Raw genomic sequence first — 14,874 nt, forward strand, 5'->3', positions numbered from 1 at the left:
CAACAAGTCACTTAATCAATGCTTAGGGATTTCATGGAACAGTTTTAATATAAATAGGTGAGTTCAATTTATAAATCAGTTACTTCTGGAGTATTGTATACAGGAATTTCAAAGTATTCTACTGTAATTATATCTATAGTCATTGGAGCTATTCTAGCAAGACTCCTATCACCAGAAGAGTTTGGTGTAGTTGCATTAATAACAGTAATAATTTCTTTTTTTAATATTTTAACAAATGCAGGTATAGGGCCTGCTGTGATTCAAAATAAAAAATTAGAAGAAGAAGATTTGCAGTCAATATTTCTTTTTTCGATAATTATTGGATTTATTCTTGCTTTAATATTTTTTTTTACCGCAACTCCGATTTCATCATTTTATAGTAATAAAGAATTAATACCCCTGATAAGACTGATGTCACTTACTGTTTTCTTTTCAGCTTTAAAAATTGTTCCAAATGCTTTATTATTAAAAAAATTAAAATTTAAAAAGGTAGGGATTATAAACGTACTTGTACAATTGATTAGCGGAATTTTTGCTGTCTTATTTGCCTTTAAAGGTTTTAGTTACTATGCTTTAATTTTTAAAAGTATTTTTGATGGAATGTTCACATTTGCCTTTTTTTATTGGTTATCACCAATAAAAATTACTTTTAATTTAAAAACCAGTGCCATCAATAAAATTCTTCGTTTTTCTACTTTTCAATTTTTATTTAATTTTATTAACTATTTTTCTAGAAACTTGGATAATTTATTAATTGGAAAATTCTTATCACCAGCTTCCTTAGGTTTTTATGATAAATCTTATCAACTAATGATGATGCCTGTAAGCAATTTAACTCACGTTATCACCCCTGTATTACACCCAGTACTCTCTGATTTCCATTATGATAAAAACAGAATTTCTAATGCCTATAATAAAGTTGTTTTATTGTTGGCTACAATAGGATTTCCGTTGTCTGTATTTCTATATTTTTCTGCATCCGAAATAATTCTATTGTTATATGGTGATCAATGGATGCAAAGTATTCCTGTTTTTAAAATTCTTGCATTAACCGTAGGTTTACAGATGATTCTTTCAAGTAGTGGTTCAATCTTTCAGGCTATAAATCGAACGGATTTACTATTTTATTCAGGAGGCTTAAGTGCAATTTTTATGGTAAGTGGGATTTGTTATGGCATTTTTATAGGCCAAAGTTTAGAATCAGTTGGATATGGTTTGATAGGTGCATTTTTAATTAATTTTTTTCAAGGTTTTTATTATTTAATAAAGAGAGGTTTAAATCAATCATTAACTACTTTCTACAAGACTCTTTTTTATCCCTTGATTATAAGTATAATTCTAGTTTTTAATTTGTTAGCTCTTGAATATTTTGTTATTGAAAATATATTATTGAGCTTGCTATTAAAATTATTAATAAGCGTTTTAGTAACAGTAGTAATTTTTCTAATGAAGAAGGAGGGAAGGGATTTGATACTGAAATAAATTTAAACTTGTCCTAAACTTCTGAATCAATAATTATAAATGTTTAAGAAAATAAAAGCTAAATGTTGAAAGTATCTATAGTGATTCCAGTTTTTAATGATTCTTATTATTTGTTAAAAACATTAAATTCGATTTATAATCAAAAGAATGTTTCAAATATTTCAATTGAGACAATTGTTGTTGATAATGGATCAAATATTAATATCGAAAAATTAATTGATGAATCATTTGATCAAGTGATTTATTTAAAAGAAATAAAAAATTTAAATAGCCCCTATTCTTGCAGGAACAGGGGAATAGAAGTAAGCACTGGAGAAGTCATTATTTTACTTGATGCAACATGTGTTCCAGATCCAAATTGGCTTAATAATGGGCTATTATTCCTAAATAATTCCGAATCGGACATAATCGGTGGAAATGTGTTGTTTGATTTTGAAGAAAAACTTACTAGTGCAAAGATTTTTGATTCTTTGACGAATATAAAAATGGAAGAATCTATTTCAAAAGGAATTGCAAAAACAGCCAATTTATTTATAAAAAGGAATGTATTTGAAATAATTGGATTATTTCCTGAAGGGGTGAGGTCTGGAGCTGACGTTAGGTGGACATTTAAATCTACTTCTGCAGGTTTAAAATTAAAATTTTGTCAAGATGCTGTAGTAAGAAAACCTGCAAGAGATTTTTTAGAATTAATTAGAAAACAGTGGAGGGTTGGGACACATCAACCTTTGATTCGGAAAGAACAGGGTATGAGAACGTCAATTTTGAGTTCAATTAAAACTGTAATAATACCAGTGAATCCTTTTTATATACGTAGATTAGTTACTTCTAATAAAAGCAAGGTTTTTAACTCCTATTTTTTTAGGTTATTAGTTGTTGCTCAAGTAGTGAAATGGACCATGGGGTTTGCTAATATTGTCGGTATCTTAAGAATGAAAGGGTAAAACAAGTAATTTTCCCACATAATTAACACCTGATCTTTTCTTTACATTTGTAGAAATTAAAATATTAATTATCTTTTATCTCAAAACGCGATAATTGTATTCTTGATAAGACTTTATTTTTTTTAAATTAATTTAAACATAATTTGAAAAATGGAAATCCGATTAAATGATTTATTATTAAAAGCATCAACCAGAATTTTAAAAATGCAAAATATCGATGGTTCTTTCCCTTCTGGTCATAATGGACCTTATAATGATCCAGAAACTCCAGTAAGGAACACAGCACACGTACTATTTTTTTTAAGTGATTTATATTCTAAAACTAATGATGATACTTTTAAAAAATCAGCTCTTAAATGTATGGAGTACTTAAAAAGTGATAAAAGTAGACCCTTTTTTAAAACTTTTTATCATAGAGATAAAATAGGGAAAGATTCGTGTAATGGATTAGTTGGTCAAGCATGGTGCATTGAAGCTTTGGTTAAAGCATCAATATGTTTTGATGATGAAGAAAGCTATAGTTTAGCTCAAGAAGTTTTTTTTCTTCATAAGTTTGATGATAGAATTGGACTTTGGAATCGAACCGAAATAAACGGAGATATACTAGGTTTTGATGGGACCTTTAATCATCAACTGTGGTTTGCTGCTTCTGCAGGAATGCTTTCAAGAACTCCTGCTGCTTTAGAAGCAGTAGATATTTTTCTGGATAAAATTGTATCGAAGGTTAAATTATATGGAGACAACATAATTTATCATGAATCTTCAATGGGAGATTTGTATAAATATTTAAATTTAGGTCTTAGATCTTTTTTAGGTCAAGTAAAATCAAGAGCTAAAAACGCAGTTCCTTCTTACAAATCAGGTTTATACTCTAAGTCAGTAGGCTATCATGCATTTAATGTATACGCATTAGCTATGCTTAAAGTAAGTCGTCCAAAACATGAATTGTGGGAATCCAACTTGATTCAAAAGATTTTGACTGTTACTGAATCTGATAATTTTAGGTCTACTTTAAAAAATTCTAAATATGGATATTTCTATAATACTTCTGGTATTGAGTTGGCTTTCGGATTTGAAAGTTTATTAGAAAATACAACAGTTGCAAATAATTGGTTGAATCTTCAGTTTGAAAATACGTTTTTAAATATTGAAGAACCTTTGAGTAATAATTCCCCAGATAGAAATACCTCTATAGCTAGAATATATGCCGCAAGCAGGTTAAAAGAAAACTATTTAATTAAAATATGAATATGATTACTTTTTCCGTAATTATTCCTACTTATCATGAGTGGGATAGACTTCAACTTTGTCTTAATTCTTTGGAGGCACAGTCTTTTAATTTAGATGATTTTGAAATTATAGTTGTTAATAACGATCCTGAGGATTTTCCTCCCAAGAATTTAAGATTACCTTATAACTGCATATTGTTAAAGGAAGAAAAAGTGGGTTCCTATGCTGCTAGAAATACTGCTATCAAAGCTTCTAAAGGAAAAATACTAGCATTCACTGACTCAGATTGTATATGTGATAAAGACTGGCTCAGTAATGCCTTTATGCGATTAAGGGATTCCAATAAGCGTCTAGCAGGGCATGTTGAACTATTTTTTGAATCTAAAAACATAAGTTCAATAGAGTTGTTTGAAAAGGCTTTCTCTTTTGATCAAAAATTCAATGCCGAAAGAGGAACTTCAGTAACTGCTAATATGATTACTTGGAAAAGTAGCTTTGAAAGAGTTGGTTTATTTGACGAATCTTTGTTATCAGGAGGGGATATTGATTGGGGATGGCGAGCTCATAGGAATGGACTTGATGTAGAATATGCAAGAGATGTACTAGTAAATCATCCAGCTAGAAGTAATATGAAAATGATGTTGAAAAAGAAAAGAAGAGTGGCTGGTGGAGAAATATTAATCGAAAAAAATTCATTTATTCTAACTTTTCTAAAAATAATCATTATTGGGTTTTTACCTCCATTTTCATTGAAGAAATTGTTTAAAATTAAAAACATGACTTTTTTTCAAAAAATCAAGGCAGGTTACGTTGCATATTTTTTAAAAATCTATGGAACAATTTTCAAACTTGGAATTTTATTTAACTTGACTGACCATCAAAGAGCTTAATGTTTTTTTAGATGAAGATACTACTTATAAATACTCTTTTCCATCCAGATAACTTGGGAGGAGCAGAGTTTTCAGTTCAAAGTTTAGCATTGGGTCTTAAAGAAAATGGGCATCAAGTATATGTTCTGGCTACATCCAAGAAAAATCAAAGATATACCTGGGAGGGTATAGATGTAATTAAAGTATATATACCAAATGTTTTTTGGAGATTTGAAGCGAGTAAGCAAAGTACAATTAGTAAAATTCTTTGGAGATTAATAGACATTTATAACCCTTTTACATCCTTTAAAGTTAAAAGAGTAATTTCAGAGATTAATCCAGATATAATACACACTAATAATATTGCAGGTTTTTCTGTTTCTATATTTAGATTGATAAAAACGCTGAAAATCCCTCTAGTCCATACCACTAGAGACTTTTATTTGATTTGTGCAAAATCGAGTATGTTTAAATCAGGTAGGTCTTGTAATGATCAATGTAAATTTTGTAAATTTTATACTTACCCAAAGAAAATAGAATCAAAGAATGTAAACACTATTGTTTTTATTAGTGAATTTATGAAAAGTGTACATTTGGATGAATCGTACTTTTCATCAAGTGAAACTAAAGTTATATACAATTCTATTGGGAGCAAAACGTCTCTTGCAAAATCTTCTTGTGGTGATAAAATAAAATATGGCTTTTTCGGTGCCTTAAGACCCGAGAAAGGAATTGAGGAATTGATTGAAGTATTTTCAAATGATATAAATCATGAATTGATCGTTGCAGGAGTCGAATATAAAATTGGATATTTAGATTTTTTGAAGAGTAAAAGTTCTGATAACATACATTTTGTTGGTTTTAAAAGTAAAGATGAATTTTTCAACAGTGTAGATGTTTTGATTCATCCTGCTCTATGGAAAGAACCATTTGGTCGAGTAGTTGTAGAGTCTTATTCATATGGAAAACCTGTCATAGGAACTAAATTGGGAGGTCTAAAAGAAATTATTCACCAAAATAGAACAGGGTTTTTATTAGATCCAAATAATTTAATTTTTGATTTAGAGAATTTAATTACAACGCTCTCTAAAGATAAAGTATTAGGAATGTCAAAAGCTTGTTTTGATTATAGTAAATATTTCAGTAATGAAATAATCACTTTAATGTATTTAAAGGCATATAAAAGATTGCAAAAAGGAAGATGAGTCCTCTTTTGAAAAAGTGTATTTTGAGAGAAAGAATTTGGTTTTCATTCATTCTATGTTTGCCATTTGATTCATTCCCTTTTGCTCCAGGTGGAGTAATAAAACCTTTATGTATTTATCCAGCTTTACTATATTTTTTCTTTTTTTTTAAACCAAAATTCATTCTTAAAATAAATACTTTCCAAACCTTAATTTTTGTCCTTTTATTAATTCTACAGTCTTTTTTTGTCAGTGCTTTTATAATAGAAGATTTAATTGGTAGTTGGAAATTTCTTTACAACTTATTGTTGATTTTTCTATTTGTGTTCTTTGTTACTGATTACTACAATTCATTAGACGAAAAGAATAGGTCTGAAATTTGGAAGAAATTTTCTAATTATTTTCTGATTTCCTCTTATATCCCGATTTTATTAGGGCTTATTCAATTGTTTTTTCCATTTGTAGGGTTAGGTTCAGTTTCAAAGAGTATATCATTGCTTTTTGTTAGTAAAATTACACAAAGAATACAGTTAACTTCAAGTGAACCTGCTTATGCTTCAGTATATTTGTTATCAGTAATTATTATAGGTTACTATTTCTCGACTGGTAAATATAGAGTGATTTATAAAAGGTTGTTACCTTTTTTAATTTTACTTTTTTTAGCTGTCGGCTCAACGTTCGGTTTATTGACTGTTGTTATAATTCCTGTTCTATTTGTTTTTTTGTTTAGAAAAAGAGCTATTGTTAAAATGATGTTGCTGATAGGGATAGTATTAGTAATATTTTATAGTTTATTTGGCTTAATGCCAGAATATACTCAAAATAGACTTCTCGCCATTATAAGTATTCTAAAAGATAGTAGTATTTTTATTAAGTTAATAGCAATTGATGATTCAATTTTTTTGAGAATTATTAATCCCTATATAGGTTATTTGATATTTAAGGAAAGTTATTTTCTTGGTGTTGGAGGAGAGAACAGTTATTATTTATTTCCTTATTTTATTCAAAATGATTATCCACAAGTTGTGAATAATGTTCAAATTCACCCTATTGTCATAGGTGAAATACGTACAAGTCCTAAAAATCTTTATACTAAAATACTTGCTGAATTTGGTTTATTTTTTGGAACTTATATTTTATATTTTGGAGTAAAACTTAGTAAAAGTTTAAAGGGAAATGTAGGTTTGCAAATTGTTTTTTGTATGTTTTTGGCATTTTCTTTACAATTAGACAGCTATTCATTTCCTTTATTTTTAACTATACTTGTTTTATTATTTTTTAGCGGTGTAAGTAATGTAAGTTCTAATAAATTGAGATAAATCTTTAAAAAAGGTAATTGAAGATGATATTTAAGAAAAAAATCCTGGTCATTTCATCAAGACCTCTTTTTCCACTAATAGGGGGAGATAGAGTTAGGACATTTAATACTTTAAAAATTTTAAGTGAAAAGTATAACATTGATTTAATCTTTTTAAAAGAAAAGGATGGAGAGATTTTAGAATTAGATGAGCTAAAAAAGTATACCAAAACTATAAAGTGTTTTGAGTTTTCAAAATTTAAATATTTTTTAAATACAGCTATAGGTTTGATATCAAACACTTTACCTCTTCAAGTGAATTATTATTATTTCAAAAAAGTTGCTGATTATATAGATAAATTAGTTGGTGAAAATGAATATGAGTTTCTATTTTCATTTCACATTAGAATGACAAATTACCTTGAAAGATTTAATCTAGTTAAAGTAGTTGATTTAGTTGATTCTATAGGGTTAAATTATTCTAAAGCTAAGGAAAGTTCTTCTGGAATTTGGAAATTAATTTATAATATTGAATCAACTAGGGTGTGTAAGTATGAGATAGATATTTCTAATAGATTTGATAAAGTAATTGTTATTTCTCAAGTTGATAAAGAATTCATAGGCAATGACAAAATAAAGGTAATTGGAAACTTTGTAAAAACTAAAAATGTAGAAGATGATGTTGATGTTAAAATGTTCAGTCTTTCTTTTTTAGGTAAAATGAATTATGAGCCAAATATTAGTGCGATTAAGTATTTTATGTATAAAGTGTACCCTAAACTTAAGAGTAAGTTAAATGATTTAGAGTTTAATATTATAGGTGCCTATCCCACAAAGGAAATTAGAAATTTTGAGCGTGTCCCCGGGGTTAAAGTAACTGGTTTTGTTGATGATCCTTATGAAATTTTAGTTAAATCACAAATAGTGATAGCTCCAATGGTTTCTGGAGCAGGTATTCAAAATAAGATTCTTGAGGCAATGAGTTTAGGGAAATGTGTTGTCACAACAAGAATTGGAGCAGACGGTTTAAATTTTCTTACAGGTAATGAGCTGATAGTATGTGATGATACTCAATCTCTGTTATTAAGACTGGAGGAATTATTAAATGATAATAACTTATGTGTGCAAATTGGTTTAAATGCAATATCGTATATTAATAATTACCATAGTTATGAAAAAGTTAAATCAAATTATCTGAGTTATCTATAGTTTTATGAAGAAGATTATATTTCTTTCTGGAATTCTTTTTTTTTACATAAGCTTGTTATTTGGACAAGATGTGAATTCGAACTTAAGCGTTTTCCAAGAACAACTAAGAAGAGTTCAGGTTTCTGGAGAAAAGAATTCAAATTATTCTTTTACCAATCGGATTCAAGTTTTTTTTAGAAATTACTCAGATACAATTATTTTGAATAATATAAACGATTTATTATTCCACGATTTTATAAAAAGCAAACATGTTTCTTTATCATTAAATCCAATATTGGCAAGTAATTTTTTTTCTAGTACCCCTTATCCAGAGGTTTCAAATTTTATCATGTCCAAGGGGTATCAAAATTTCTCAACTATAGGAATTCAAGGTAGTTTAGGTCCCTTATCTTTTCAGGTTAATCCTGAATTTATTTTTGCTCAAAATTTAGATTATAATTATGGAGTTTTAAAATCAACAGGAACAGAATACCTAGAACGTTTTGGCAATGGTACTTATCGCACCTTTCTACCAGGTCAAAGTAGTGTCAGGCTTAATGCAGGGGCATTTTCATTTGGTGCATCTACAGAGAATATTTGGTGGGGTCCTGGGCAGTTCAATTCTTTACTTTTTTCAAACAATGCCTTTGGTTTTGAACATTTGACACTTAATACTAGAAGACCCGCTAGGACATTTTTGGGAACTTTTGAGGGGCAAGTTATTATGGGAAAACTAGAAGGTTCAGGTTTTGAATCACCAATTAGCAATACCCTCCGAAGAGATTGGAGATATATGAATGGTATAAATATAGTCTATGGTCCTAAATGGGTGCCAGGGTTTTTTATCGGAATATCTAGAGTTTATCAGCAATATAGCCAGACTTTGGGTAGTTCAATTAGAGATTACTTCCCTATTTTTATGGGTTTACAAAAAGAAGGATTGGTTGGAGATTCCCCAGATTCAGGAGATTTCGACCAAGCAGGTAGAGACCAGCAGCTGACTGGATATGTTCGGTATGTAAACCCTAAAGCTAAAATAGAATTGTATTTTGAGTATGGAAGAAGAGATCATGCCTGGAATTGGAGAGAAGCCATCCTAAACCCAGAGCATGCCAGAGCTTATCTTTTTGGATTTCAAAAACTGATTAATGCACCAAATGATGCTCATTATCAAATAAGAGGTGAAGTATTACAGCAACAAGAATCAGTTAATATTCTAGTGAGGTATCCAAATTTGGGAGGAGGTCAAAATTGGGGAGGTCATATTCCGGTTAGGCATGGTTTTACCCACAGAGGGCAAATGCTAGGACCAGGAATAGGCCCTAGTAGTAATGTGCAAACCCTAGAAGGTGCGTGGGTAAAGGGCTTTAAGAAGCTTGGTCTTAGATTAGAAAGACTAAATAGACATCAAGATATTTATCAAAAGAGATTTTTAGACCCTTCAGAACAGGGAAGGTGGGTAGACCTTTCTGCTAGGCTTTTGGCAGATTGGCAGTTTGATAATTTGATTATCAGCTCGAACATCAATTTTGTAAACTCCCTCAACTACCAATGGCAACTCGCTCCCGATTCCACCCCAGAGTTTCCAAGAGGAGAAAACCTCTTCTCCCTACACTCCCAAGTCAGCCTGATATATCTTTTTGGTAAACAGCCTTAGTTTTAGAAGTGAGATGCGAGAAAAGAAATATGAGAAGCGATAAGTGAGTGACAAGACCCAAGACCCAAGACTCGACACTCTTAATTTTTTGCAAGAATATTCTATAAACGAGCAAATATCCCCGCAGGCATAAATCTACTGTATATCGCTCAAGCGTATTTCAGGGATTAGAAACAAAAAGCAAGAAACAGGAAACAAGCATCGAGATACGAAAGACATCAAGACGCTACAGTCTCTTTTTTCACGAATATTCGAAGCAAGCATATATCGCTGCAAGCAAATATCAAATAATATCGCTTTAGCATATATATCAACCCTAATTCCTCCTTCCTCCTTCACCTCCTTCCTCCTTTAAATTTTCAAGAAACAAGATACATGAGTCAAGACACAAGATAAATTTACTTTTTTTACCTATCTTAAGGTCTCAGAATAACGCATTTATGAAATATATAAGCTTTGCATTCTTTTTTATCCTTACGATCATCTTAGGACTGTTGCTTTCCATGCAGATAGATAAGATTCCACCATTAGGGAAACTGCTCGATCCTTATCATGGGTTTTGGCAGAATGCTTATTCGGAAGATCAACAGGCTCAGGATGAATTGACCATTTCAAATTTAAAAGAGCAGGTAGAGGTAGTTTATGATGAATTCTTAATTCCTCATATTTATGCGAACAATGAGGAAGATCTTTATAAAGTACAGGGATATGTGACAGCTCAGCATAGGTTGTGGCAGATGGATTTCCAAACTTTAGCAGCCGCTGGAAGGCTTTCAGAAATAGTAGGTTCTATGGCACTAGAGCTTGACAGAACTACACGGCGAAAGGGCTTGCCTTTTGCAGCAGAGCAAGGTATAAGTTACCTAGAGCAAGAAGATCCCGAGATTTTTCTTTATTTGAATGCTTATGCAGATGGGGTCAATGAGTACATTGATCAATTGGCAGAAGCAACTCTTCCTATCGAATACAAGATATTAAACTATAAGCCTGAGCCTTGGTCGCCATACAAGTCCTTATTGCTTTTGAAGTACATGGCAGATATGCTCGTGGGAGATCGAGATTTAGAATACACTAATCTTAGAGCGATGCTAGGTAAAGACTTGTTTGAGAAGCTTTATCCACTTTTCCCAGAAGAAAGTGATCCCGTGATCGAATCAACTCATTTGTGGGATTTTGAACCTATTGCTGTGGAGCAGCCTGAGGATTTGCAGTATCCTAGTGATTCTATTTTGCTTCAAGCTTTACCTCAACCTACTCCAGGGACTGGGTCAAACAATTGGGCTGTATCAGGATCAAAAACGGCCTCTGGAAATCCCATTTTGGCAAATGATCCTCATTTGAGTATGAATCTGCCTTCACTTTGGTATGCCATGCAGCTATCTACACCAGACTTTAGTGTGAAAGGTGCTACTTTACCAGGTGCATTGGGAGTGATTTCTGGTTTCAATGAAAATATAGCATGGGGAGTCACCAATGCTACCCGGGATACCCGAGACTGGTATGCCATTACATTCAAAGATTCAGACAGGTCAGAGTATCTTTATAATGACCAATGGGTGAAGTCTATCATGCGCGTAGAGGAGATTAAGATCAAAGGTGAGCCTAGCAAAATGGACACGGTCATCTATACACATCATGGTCCTGTGGTTTATGACCAGTCTTTTGGTGCTGAAAGGAAAGATGTCAATTATGCCCTGAAGTGGACCGCTCACATGCCTTCTATAGAGCAGAGGACTTTTTTGATGTTGAACAAAGGGGGAGATCATGCTGATTATATCGCAGCACTTGATCACTATACTTCACCAGCTCAAAATTTTGTGTTTGCTTCCAAAAGTGGAGATATAGCCATGAAAGTTCAAGGGAGATTCCCTTTAAAATGGCAAGGTCAAGGCATGTTTTTTATGGATGGAAATGATCCTCAGATGGAGTGGGCCGGGTTTGTGCCCAATGAGCATAATGCAGCTACTCTTAATCCTGAACGAGGTTTTGTGTCATCAGCAAACCAACATCCTGTTGCTGAATCATACCCATACTTTGTCTTTGACCACAGTTATGAACACTATCGTAACAGAAGACTCAATCAGAGACTTGAAGAGATGAACCAGATTACTGTGAAAGACATGATGGGTTTGCAATTTGACAATTATCACTTACTCGCTGCAGAAGCTACACCATTGATGATGACTTTAATTGCGTCAGACTCAGTGAATATACGGATGATTGATCAAAAGTATTGGAATGAGCTTTCACAATGGGATTTTTATACCAACCCACAACAATCAGCTCCTACTATTTTCCACCTGTGGTGGAGGAATTTGTACAAAAGTATATGGGGAATTTTGGATGAAGGAGGGGTTCCTGTAGTGTATCCGAATTATTATCAGACTGTTCAGTTGATGTCAAAAGATGCTAAAGATTCTATATTTGACATCAGAGCAACTCCAAAAAGAGAAACGGTGGTAGATCACCTCAAAATAAGTTATGATTCTATGGTAGTTCAGCTTGAGAAGTTAGCCAAGGTGAAAGGAGATTATACTTGGGGGACTTATAAAAATACCTCTGTCAAACACTTGGTACCTGCCTTTGAAGCTTTTTCTTACCAAAACATTCAAACTGGTGGAGGAGCTGGAATTCTCAATGCAACTTCAGAGCGACATGGTGCCAGCTGGAGGATGGTAGTGGAGATGGCTGAAGAACCAATAGCTCATGGTATTTATCCAGGAGGACAGTCTGGTAATCCTGGAAGTAAGTATTATAATACTTTCCTTGCGTCTTGGGCAAAAGGTGAATATGTTGACTTCAGGCTCAATAAGCAGGATTCATTTAGAAACCCTTTATTTACAAGTACTTTCAAGTCCAAGTCCAATTAAATAGCTTGTATACTGAATGAAGTCCGCTGAAAAATTGCTGAATGTTAAGATTTGCTGAGTATGATCCTAAAAAATAAAGGCTCGGTTAAAATTCAAAAAATAGACCTATGAAATTCATCATATTATTCGTTTTATCCCTTCTTGCTGTGATCATGCTAGGCACTTGGCTTACCTTTCCATTTATCATGTTTATAATTTTTTCACTTGCGTATTTGGTAGGTTCTTCAGGGTTAAGTTCCTTTTTTGCAGGCGGTCTTGCTTTGGCATTGGTATGGTTCGTCAAAGCACTTATGATTTCTGCTACTACACAATCAGACCTACCAGAGCGTATGGCTACTTTAATGGGATTGGAGGGTAGTTTTCTTATTTTCGTAGCTACTGGAGTATTAGGGTTTGTCATCGGAAGTTTTCCAGCACTTTCTGGTGCGCTACTCCGAAATGTCCTCCGCAAACCCAAGCCAACAGGCTGGTACTAGTTGTTTGTATAAAGTATTAAGTACAAAGATCTGAGAAGAAAGTTAAATTTTTTACCATGAAGAGTTATAAGGTTTCGCTAAGAGCGCCAAGAGTTTAGTGTGAAATTTCTCTTTCCGCCCTTAGCGTTTTTCCTTTGCGCTCTCTTGAGCTATGAAGTTGCTTTTAACTCATGGGGTATACATAGCTGCCAAATCGTTCGATTATGGCTTTTTCCAGTTCTTCTCTATGGTCAGGATGGGCGATATTCATCAAGGCATAAGCCCTTTGTCTTAAATTTTTGCCATAGAGATAAGCAGTTCCATATTCTGTGACCACATAGTGCATATGTGCTCTCGTGGTCACTACACCTGCACCTTGTTTGAGAAATGGAACGATTTTACTGGTGCCTTTTCTGGTAGCAGCTGAGAGCGCCATGATAGGTTTCCCTCCTTCTGACAAGGCAGCCCCCCTCATAAAGTCCATTTGTCCCCCAACACCAGAATAATGATAGCTTCCTATCGAGTCAGCACAAACTTGACCTGTCAGATCCATTTCTAAGCAGCTATTGATAGACACAACTTTAGGATTTTTTCGGATGACAGCAGTATCATTTACATAAGCCGCCTCGTGAAAGGAGAAAATCGGATTGTCGTGTATTTGCTCATACATGGATTGATTTCCGATAGCAAAAGAGGAAACAATTTTCCCAGGATGTTTCTTCTTGTAGGCATTTGTGATTGCTCCAGAGGCTAGAAGTTCAATCACCCCATTAGAAAACATTTCAGTATGGATTCCTAGGTCTTTATGAGAAGTTAGTTTTTGGAGCACTGCATCAGGAATAGCTCCGATTCCCATTTGGAGTGTTGATCGATCTTCTATCATTTCAGCTATATATGATCCTATTTTGAGTTCATTTTCACCGATTTTGTCCCCATAGTTCACTTCAGGGAGAAGTTCATCCACCTCTACAGCTGCAGCAAATCTTGAGAAATGTATGTGTCCGTCACCATGTGTTCGAGGCATTCTCTTGTTTACTTGAGCGATGATGACTTTAGCTGTTTCAATAGCTGGTTTTGCAATATCCACGGATACACCTAAGGAGCAATATCCATGGGCGTCTGGTTCGGATACATTCAAAATTGCCACATCTATCGGTAATATATCATTTCGGAAAAGTCTTCCGATTTCACTAAGGAAAATTGGTACATAACCACCTTGCTCACTGTTGACAGCTTGGCGTACATTTTCAGATACAAAAAGAGAGTTCATGAAAAAACTTCCCTTACATGAAGGGTCTGTTAAGGGCATAGCACCTAGTGTAGAGATAGATACAACCTCTACCTGTTTCAATTCATCCTTTCTATCTGCCAAGGCCTTGAGAAGGTAGGAGGGAGTAGCAGCACTTCCGTGTATAAATATGCGCTGATGACTTTTGATATGCTTGACAGCTTCAGATGCGGTGGTGTATAGATACATAATATGGGCTTTAAAATGGATTAACTACAGGCATGAAGGTATAATTGATGTTGAGAATCATGAAGATCAATTCCTTTCATGCAACAAAGTAAAGGCCTCTAAAGTTGACAAAGCATGATAAAAGTCAGGAAAATAAATGATTTGATTTCAGAAGATTATTCTGAAACACTTCTATAATGAAAGGTTTGAGTCCTCTATTTTTCTTATATTCGCAAGCCAAA

Annotated in this window: 11 protein-coding genes; 10 read left to right on the forward strand and 1 reads right to left on the reverse strand. The window is 33.1% G+C overall.

Features of this window, described 5'->3' with window-relative positions:
* Nucleotides 1-57 precede the first annotated feature (57 nt).
* The 10 genes from MM239_RS09790 to MM239_RS09835 all read left to right on the forward strand — a co-directional run bounded on the left by MM239_RS09790 (nucleotide 58) and on the right by MM239_RS09835 (nucleotide 13,197).
* The gene (locus MM239_RS09790) at nucleotides 58-1,482 is read left to right on the forward strand and encodes a lipopolysaccharide biosynthesis protein (RefSeq protein ID WP_241348004.1); all 1,425 of its coding nucleotides are present in this window, start codon (nucleotides 58-60) and stop codon (nucleotides 1,480-1,482) included.
* A gap of 62 nt (nucleotides 1,483-1,544) precedes the next feature.
* Nucleotides 1,545-2,426, forward strand: coding sequence for a glycosyltransferase family 2 protein (locus MM239_RS09795; protein WP_241348005.1), 882 nt, complete (start codon nucleotides 1,545-1,547; stop codon nucleotides 2,424-2,426).
* Between the two features lie 150 nt (nucleotides 2,427-2,576).
* Entirely contained in the window at nucleotides 2,577-3,674 is a 1,098-nt protein-coding gene (locus tag MM239_RS09800) for a hypothetical protein (protein ID WP_241348006.1), read from the forward strand.
* Nucleotides 3,671-4,546, forward strand: a complete 876-nt coding sequence (locus MM239_RS09805) for a glycosyltransferase family 2 protein (RefSeq protein ID WP_241348007.1) — start codon at nucleotides 3,671-3,673, stop codon at nucleotides 4,544-4,546. Before MM239_RS09800 ends, MM239_RS09805 begins: the two co-directional genes overlap by 4 nt.
* A gap of 11 nt (nucleotides 4,547-4,557) precedes the next feature.
* A complete protein-coding gene (locus tag MM239_RS09810) occupies nucleotides 4,558-5,730 on the forward strand; it encodes a glycosyltransferase family 4 protein (RefSeq protein ID WP_241348008.1) in 1,173 nt (390 codons plus the stop codon).
* Between the two features lie 23 nt (nucleotides 5,731-5,753).
* Nucleotides 5,754-7,028, forward strand: a complete 1,275-nt coding sequence (locus MM239_RS09815; protein ID WP_241348009.1) for an O-antigen ligase family protein — start codon at nucleotides 5,754-5,756, stop codon at nucleotides 7,026-7,028.
* Nucleotides 7,029-7,051: 23 nt separating this feature from the next.
* A complete protein-coding gene (locus MM239_RS09820) occupies nucleotides 7,052-8,215 on the forward strand; it encodes a glycosyltransferase (RefSeq protein ID WP_241348010.1) in 1,164 nt (387 codons plus the stop codon).
* Nucleotides 8,216-8,543: 328 nt separating this feature from the next.
* Nucleotides 8,544-9,851, forward strand: a complete 1,308-nt coding sequence (locus MM239_RS09825; RefSeq protein WP_241348011.1) for a capsule assembly Wzi family protein — start codon at nucleotides 8,544-8,546, stop codon at nucleotides 9,849-9,851.
* A gap of 440 nt (nucleotides 9,852-10,291) precedes the next feature.
* Nucleotides 10,292-12,721, forward strand: coding sequence for a penicillin acylase family protein (locus MM239_RS09830; RefSeq protein ID WP_241348012.1), 2,430 nt, complete (start codon nucleotides 10,292-10,294; stop codon nucleotides 12,719-12,721).
* Between the two features lie 107 nt (nucleotides 12,722-12,828).
* On the forward strand, nucleotides 12,829-13,197 hold the full coding sequence (locus tag MM239_RS09835; protein WP_241348013.1) for a hypothetical protein: 369 nt from the start codon (nucleotides 12,829-12,831) through the stop codon (nucleotides 13,195-13,197).
* 163 nt (nucleotides 13,198-13,360) lie between these two features.
* Here the strand turns inward: MM239_RS09835 and MM239_RS09840 are convergent, their stop codons facing one another.
* On the reverse strand, nucleotides 13,361-14,653 hold the full coding sequence (locus tag MM239_RS09840; RefSeq protein WP_241348014.1) for an acetyl-CoA hydrolase/transferase family protein: 1,293 nt from the start codon (nucleotides 14,651-14,653) through the stop codon (nucleotides 13,361-13,363).
* Between the last annotated feature and the right edge of the window lie 221 nt (nucleotides 14,654-14,874).

Source organism: Belliella filtrata, assembly GCF_022549775.1.
Taxonomy (GTDB): domain Bacteria; phylum Bacteroidota; class Bacteroidia; order Cytophagales; family Cyclobacteriaceae; genus Belliella; species Belliella filtrata.

What these genes read in the sequence shown, in the direction of transcription:
- MM239_RS09800 (WP_241348006.1), top strand. Translation starts at nt 2,577, where the DNA reads ATGGAAATCCGATTAAATGATTTATTATTAAAAGCATCAACCAGAATT.
- MM239_RS09840 (WP_241348014.1), bottom strand. Translation starts at nt 14,653, where the DNA reads ATGTATCTATACACCACCGCATCTGAAGCTGTCAAGCATATCAAAAGT.
- MM239_RS09820 (WP_241348010.1), top strand. Translation starts at nt 7,052, where the DNA reads ATGATATTTAAGAAAAAAATCCTGGTCATTTCATCAAGACCTCTTTTT.
- MM239_RS09835 (WP_241348013.1), top strand. Translation starts at nt 12,829, where the DNA reads ATGAAATTCATCATATTATTCGTTTTATCCCTTCTTGCTGTGATCATG.
- MM239_RS09825 (WP_241348011.1), top strand. Translation starts at nt 8,544, where the DNA reads ATGTCCAAGGGGTATCAAAATTTCTCAACTATAGGAATTCAAGGTAGT.
- MM239_RS09795 (WP_241348005.1), top strand. Translation starts at nt 1,545, where the DNA reads ATGTTGAAAGTATCTATAGTGATTCCAGTTTTTAATGATTCTTATTAT.
- MM239_RS09805 (WP_241348007.1), top strand. Translation starts at nt 3,671, where the DNA reads ATGAATATGATTACTTTTTCCGTAATTATTCCTACTTATCATGAGTGG.
- MM239_RS09810 (WP_241348008.1), top strand. Translation starts at nt 4,558, where the DNA reads ATGAAGATACTACTTATAAATACTCTTTTCCATCCAGATAACTTGGGA.
- MM239_RS09830 (WP_241348012.1), top strand. Translation starts at nt 10,292, where the DNA reads ATGAAATATATAAGCTTTGCATTCTTTTTTATCCTTACGATCATCTTA.